The following is a 5997-nucleotide window of genomic DNA, read 5'->3' as shown; positions in this document are numbered from 1 at the left end:
TCGTCGGCGCCGCCGCGTGGGGAAGCCGGACGGCCGCCACCTGCTTCACGGACTCCTGGACGGCTGCGGCTTCCGGGACTCCCAGCCGCGACCTGCCCGCGTACCGTTTCCAACCGCCGTGCGACAGCCAACTGGCGGGGCTGCTGCCCCAGATGAGCCACTGGCCCTGGCGGGATCCTCCCGAAGAGGCGATCGTCCCGCCCGCCCGCAACGCCGACGAAGAGGACCACAGAATGAACCCCTCCGAAGACCCTGACCTGGTAGTGCTCTCCCACCTGCGGTGGACCTGGGTCTGGCAACGTCCGCAACATCTCGTCTCCCGGTTCGCCGCCGCCCGTGCCGGGACCGGGGCCCGGACGTGGTTCGTGGAGGAACCAATGCCGGCCAAGGTCGAACAACCGGTCCTGCGGCACCAGGATGTGGACGGCATCACCCGGGTTTGGCTTGAGCTTCCCGCAGTTGAGGGACAACTGGCCGTCCCCGGATTCGACGCCCCCGGCGCGGAAGAATACGGCGCGTTGTTCCGCGACTTGCTGGCGGCCCACGCACGGCCGGCCACGCCGGACGTCTTGATCTATACGCCGATGGCGCTGGAGATAGCGCGCACGCTCGAGCCCGGGGCCCTCTGCTACGACGTCATGGACGATTTGGCATCGTTTCGACATGCCCCCAAAGCCATGCAGACCCGGCAACGCCAGGCGCTGGCCGAATCGGATGTGGTCTTTGCCGGAGGCGCCTCCTTGCACCGCAGCGTCAGCCGCTACGTGGGCGATTCCTGCTACCTCTTCCCCAGCGGCGTGGACGCCGCGCACTATGAAACCTCCCGGCTCCTCCGCGAGGAGCGGGCGCCCGGCAGCCGGAAGGTAGCGGGCTATGTGGGTGTCATCGACGAACGGCTCGATCTTGGCCTGCTGGAGGCGCTCGCCGCGATGCTCCCCGACTGGTTGTTCCGGATCGTGGGTCCGGTCGCCAAGATCGATCCGGCCACGCTGCCGCAGGCTCCAAACATCGAGTACACCGGCATGGCGGAATACGCCGAGTTGCCGGCCGTCATGGCTGAGTTCGACGTGGCCTTGATGCCCTTCGCCATGAACGAGGCGACACGGTCGATCAGCCCGACGAAGACCCTCGAGTATTTGGCCGCCGGTCTTCCCGTGGTTTCAACGCCCGTTCCGGATGTTGTTGCCGGTTACAGGGGGCTCGTCAACATCCAGGAGGACGCCGCCGGCTTCGCCCATGCCGTCCACACCGTGCTGGGTGATTCCTCCGCCGAACGGGACCGGCGCATGCGGCCCCTGCAGAGACTCCTCGGCTGGGATGCGCTCGCCGGACGAATGCACCGTCTGATCTGCCAGGGATCCGCGGCAGGAGAACTGGCGGAGGAAGAAACCGCATGAGCTCCGGGGCCGAGGGCAACCGCTCCGACGTGGAGGATTTGGAACGCGCCCACGAACGCGGAGTCGGCGCTGCGATAGCCGGCCTGCAGGACGCCGCGCTGGGCGGGAGACGCCTGACCGGCCCCGCCGTTCCGGTACTCGCTGAGGCGGCCGTTAGTTCGGCCACGCCGTACCTTCGAGCACCGTTGCTGGCGAGGATTTCCGCCGGCCTCATGCTTCATCCGCCGGCCGGCAACGAACAGGGAGAATGCGCAACCTGCGGTACCCCGGCCCCGTGCCTGACCGCCGAGGCGCTGAAATGGTAGCGGCCGGGGGCAACGGTCCCGACCTCATTGTCGTCGGCGCAGGCCTCTTCGGACTGACCGTTGCCGAAACCGTCTCGCGCGAGTACGGGGCCCGCGTGCTGATACTCGAACGCCGTTCCCATCCCGGCGGCAACGCCTGGTCGGAGGAGGAACCGGAGACCGGGATCGAAGTCCATCGGTACGGGGCCCACCTGTTCCACACGTCCAATGAGCGGGTCTGGAACTACGTCAACCGGTTCACATCGTTCACCGGCTACCAGCACCGCGTGTTCACGGTCTTCAAGGGCAATGTGTATCCGATGCCCATCAACCTGGGCACGATCTGCGCGTATTTCGGCCGCCACCTCTCACCGGACCAGGCCAGGGAGTTGATCCGCCACCAGGCACAGGAGGTCCCGGCCTCGGCGGCCGCCAACCTGGAAGAGAAAGCCGTCTCGTTGATCGGCCGACCGTTGTACGAGGCCCTGGTCCGCGGCTACACGGCCAAACAATGGCAGACCGACCCACGGGAACTCAGCCCCGACATCATTACGCGGCTGCCCGTGCGTTACACCTTCGACAACCGCTACTTCACCGACACCTATGAAGGCCTGCCGACGGAGGGCTACGGCAAGTTTCTGAGCGGCTTTCTCCGGTCGGCCTTGATCGACCTGCAGCTGGACACCGATTTTTTCCACGTCCGTCCGCACCTCCCGCCGGACGTGCCCGTCGTCTACACCGGGCCGCTGGACCGCTACTTCGGATACTCAGCCGGGGCCCTGTCCTGGCGCACCCTGGATTTCGAGCAAGAAGTCCTGCCGATCGCGGATTTTCAAGGCACACCCGTGATGAACTACGCCGACGAAGACGTTCCGTGGACCCGCATCCACGAATTCCGCCATTTTCATCCCGAACGGCAGTACCCCAAGGACCGCACCGTGATCGTCCGCGAATACTCCCGGACGGCGGGCCGGAACGACGAACCGTACTACCCGATCAATACCAGACAGGACCGGGACAGGCTGAAGGCCTACCGTCGGCTCGCGGCCCGGGAACCGAACGTCTTCTTCGGGGGCCGCCTCGGCACCTACAAGTACCTGGACATGCACATGGCCATAGCGTCCGCGCTGGGTTTGGTCGACAATGCCCTCGGCCCCCTCCTCGCCCGCCCGACGACGTAACCCCGGCCTCGCTCCTTGCCGCATCAAGCCGGCGGTGTGCATGCCGGGTTGAAAGCCATGCCGGGGAAGGGCATGCCGGGATGCACCGCGGCACGGTGACCGAACCGACAACGCTGTCCCGGAATGTATCCGCGTGCCTGCCGTTAACACCAGTGAATGCAAATGCATGTAAACTGATCGCAGCAAGCACCACGAAAGGTACATTATGGAACTCGGCGTATTCAGCGTCAGCGACGTCACCCTGGACCCGACCACCAACCGCATGCCCACCGAGCGCGAGCGGATCAAGGCGTCGGTCGCCATTGCCAAGAAGGTCGAAGACATCGGCATGGATGTCTACGCCATCGGCGAGCACCACAACCCGCCGTTCTTCTCCAGCTCCCCCACCACGCTGCTGGCCTACATCGCCGCGCAGACCGAGCGGATCACGCTGTCCACCGCCACCACGCTGATCACCACCAACGATCCCGTGAAGATCGCCGAGGACTTCGCCATGCTCCAGCAGCTGGCCGACGGCCGCGTGGACCTGGTGCTGGGGCGCGGCAACACCGCCCCGGTCTACCCCTGGTTCGGCAAGAACATCCAGGACTCGCTGGAGCTGACGGTGGAGAACTACGCCCTGCTGCGCAAGCTCTGGGACGAGGAGGTCGTCAACTGGCAGGGCAAGCACCGCACCCCGCTGCACAACTACACCTCCACTCCCCAACCCCTGGACGGCGTTGCGCCCTTCGTCTGGCACGGCTCGATCCGCACGCCGCAGATCGCGGAACTGGCGGCCTACTACGGCGACGGCTTCTTCGCCAACAACATCTTCTGGCCGAAGGAGCACTACATGCAGCTCATCGGCCTGTACCGCGAGCGCTACGAGCACTACGGCCACGGCAGCGCCGACCAGGCAATCGTGGGCCTGGGCGGACAGTTCTTCATGCGCAAGAACTCGCAGGACGCGGTCAACGAATTCCGCCCCTACTTCGACAACGCCCCCGTCTACGGCCACGGACCGTCGCTGGAGGACTTCACCGCGCAGACCCCGCTGACCGTCGGCAGCCCGGAGCAGGTGATCGAGAAGACCCTGGCCTTCGCGGACTTCTTCGGCGACTACCAGCGCCAGTTGTTCCTGATCGACCACGCGGGTCTGCCGCTGAAGACCGTGCTGGAGCAGCTGGACCTGTTCGGCGAAGAGGTGCTCCCGGTGCTGAAGAAGGAGTTCGCCGCCCGCAAGCCGGCGCATGTTCCGGAAGCCCCGACCCACGCCAGCCGCAAGGCCGCCCGCGAGGCCAAGGAAGCTGCCGCCGAGTCGGTGTCCCGTGGCTGATTCATCCGGTCCTGAGATCAGGACGACGGCGGCGGCCTGGGAATCGCTGTTCCGCACCCAGATGGCGGTGATGCGCCGGCTGCAGCAGCTGCCCGAGTTCAGGAAACTCGCCATGCGCGAGTACGACGTCCTGTTCAACCTGAGCCGGTGCCCGGGCGGCTGGAGCCGGCTGAACGAGCTGAACGAGGCGCTGTTGATCAGCCAGCCGAGCCTCAGCCGGATGGTCGACCGCTTGGAGAAGAAGGGCCTGGTCCTCCGGCGCACGGCGCGCAACGACCAGCGGGGCATCGAGATCTCGCTGACCGACGAGGGCCGCGCGTTGCAGAAGGAGATCGGCCGGCAGCACGTCAAGCACCTGCATTCGATGCTCGCCCCGCTGCTGTCCGAGGAGGAATTCGGACAGCTCCAGGAGCTGACCGACAAGCTGCGGGCCGGCCTGGCGAACGATTAAAACCACCCGGAGGCTGCCGCTGCCGCGCCGGCCTCCGGGTTTTTCCCACCCCTGCGCACCGGCCGAAACGCCGGAGTCCCGCCGTGTCAGGCGGGCGGATCTTCGGCGATCTGCAGGGTCATGATGACCTGCTGCAGCGTCTTGAAGTGCTTGCCGGAGACGTAGCTCTCCGCCTCCGCGATGAGGCCGTAGGCATCCAGCAGCCCGGTCTCGTCGCCGGGCGCCGGAGTGCCGTGGCGGACGGCCGTGCCGAAGGAGTAGGTGCCGACCGGGTCCGGGCCGTTGACGGTGTTTTCCACCAGGCAGGCCTGGAAGCCGTCGCCGGCCGTTTTGTCGGTCAGCCCCATCGACCCGAAGTACCGGTGGCCCAGCAGGGTCCGGTAGACGAACAGCGGCTCGACCGTGTCGTCGGACGCCACGGCGGGCACCTTCGCCGGCTCGCTGACCAGCACGCGCAGTTCGGTGACCCCGCCGTCGCAGGCGGCCTTGGGCAGCTTGAGCCGGGTGTGCAGCTCGGCGGCCAGCTTGCCGGAAGAGTCCCGGATGTCCAGGTGCAGCCCGTCGTCCGAGGGCTGGGTGGGCTTGACCTGCCGCTGCACCACCCACTCGCCGGGAACCTCGAAACTGAGCACGCGGTCCGGATCGGTGTAGACCTTCCAGCCGTCGATCGTCGCTTCCCGCACGGGCTCCTTGCCGGGCGGCGGCGCGGGTTGTCCGGCGGCATTTCCGCCGGCCGCCCCCGACGGCGACGCACTCGCGCCGGCCGACGCGCCGCCGTCGTCGGGCAGCAGGCCGCAGCCGGACACGAGCGCCACGCACAGCGCCGCGGCGGCGCCCCGGCCCAGCATCCTTCGCGTGATCATGCCGCGCTCCCCCTCATGTCCGTGAGGACTCCACCGTACCCAGCGGGCGGACCGGTCCGGTATAGGACCGCGCCGTGTCCCGGGGCGTCGTCGGGAACCTTAGCGCCGCAGCGCCTGGACCTCCTGGACGGCGGCGACGACGGAGCGGGCCGCCAGGGCGATCTCGGCTTCCTTCACGCCGGCCGTGAAGGTCAGCCGCACCGCGGTCTGCGCCACGGCCGGTTCGATTCCCATCGCCAGCAGCACCGCGGACGGCTCGTCGGAGCCGGCGGCGCAGGCCGACCCGCTGGAGCAGACCACGCCGCGGCGTTCCAGTTCCAGCAGCACGGCCTCGCCGGAGGTTCCCGGGAAGCAGAAGGAGGCGCTGGCGGGCAGCCGTTCGGTGCGGTGGCCGGTCAGCATGGTGCCGGGCAGTTCCCGCAGGACGGTGTCGATCAGGTAGTCGCGGTAGCGCGTGAGCCGGTCGGCGTCTGCCGCCCGGTCGCCGCCGGCCAGCGACAAAGCGG

At 67.7% G+C, this 5997-nt stretch carries 7 protein-coding genes; 5 read left to right on the top strand and 2 right to left on the bottom strand.

The window, feature by feature from the left end; genetic code table 11:
* The 5 genes from AC5RV2_RS13605 to AC5RV2_RS13585 form a co-directional block, all read left to right on the top strand.
* Positions 1-1397, top strand: a 1397-nt coding sequence (locus AC5RV2_RS13605; RefSeq protein WP_494092774.1) for a glycosyltransferase, incomplete at its 5' end; no start/stop codon positions are given.
* Positions 1394-1702 (top strand): hypothetical protein, encoded by a 309-nt coding sequence (locus AC5RV2_RS13600; protein ID WP_494092773.1) that lies wholly within the window; start codon positions 1394-1396, stop codon positions 1700-1702. The genes AC5RV2_RS13605 and AC5RV2_RS13600, both read left to right, overlap by 4 nt.
* On the top strand, positions 1696-2862 hold the full coding sequence (gene glf / locus AC5RV2_RS13595; protein WP_494092772.1) for a UDP-galactopyranose mutase: 1167 nt from the start codon (positions 1696-1698) through the stop codon (positions 2860-2862). The genes AC5RV2_RS13600 and glf overlap by 7 nt, the downstream gene beginning before the upstream one ends.
* Before the next feature lie 205 nt (positions 2863-3067).
* Entirely contained in the window at positions 3068-4177 is a 1110-nt protein-coding gene (locus AC5RV2_RS13590; RefSeq protein ID WP_494092771.1) for an LLM class flavin-dependent oxidoreductase, read from the top strand.
* Positions 4170-4628, top strand: a complete 459-nt coding sequence (locus AC5RV2_RS13585) for a MarR family winged helix-turn-helix transcriptional regulator (RefSeq protein ID WP_494092770.1) — start codon at positions 4170-4172, stop codon at positions 4626-4628. The genes AC5RV2_RS13590 and AC5RV2_RS13585 overlap by 8 nt, the downstream gene beginning before the upstream one ends.
* A gap of 86 nt (positions 4629-4714) precedes the next feature.
* Here AC5RV2_RS13585 and AC5RV2_RS13580 read toward each other — a convergent pair whose 3' ends face one another.
* Both AC5RV2_RS13580 and AC5RV2_RS13575 read right to left on the bottom strand, forming a co-directional pair.
* Positions 4715-5491: a hypothetical protein gene (locus tag AC5RV2_RS13580; protein WP_494092769.1), complete on the bottom strand. Its 777-nt coding sequence runs from the start codon at positions 5489-5491 to the stop codon at positions 4715-4717.
* Between the two features lie 99 nt (positions 5492-5590).
* Positions 5591-5997, bottom strand: a 407-nt coding sequence (locus AC5RV2_RS13575; RefSeq protein ID WP_494092768.1) for an aminotransferase class V-fold PLP-dependent enzyme, incomplete at its 5' end; no start/stop codon positions are given.

This window comes from Arthrobacter sp. Y3225116, from assembly GCF_059091245.1.
The sequence above is the reverse complement of the archived record's forward strand: the minus strand, read 5'-3'. Positions and strand labels throughout refer to the sequence as shown.

Bases quoted from the DNA above. Each gene is read 5' to 3' on its own strand.
- AC5RV2_RS13600 (WP_494092773.1), top strand. From the start codon at position 1,394: ATGAGCTCCGGGGCCGAGGGCAACCGCTCCGACGTGGAGGATTTGGAA.
- glf (WP_494092772.1), top strand. From the start codon at position 1,696: ATGGTAGCGGCCGGGGGCAACGGTCCCGACCTCATTGTCGTCGGCGCA.
- AC5RV2_RS13590 (WP_494092771.1), top strand. From the start codon at position 3,068: ATGGAACTCGGCGTATTCAGCGTCAGCGACGTCACCCTGGACCCGACC.
- AC5RV2_RS13580 (WP_494092769.1), bottom strand. From the start codon at position 5,491: ATGATCACGCGAAGGATGCTGGGCCGGGGCGCCGCCGCGGCGCTGTGC.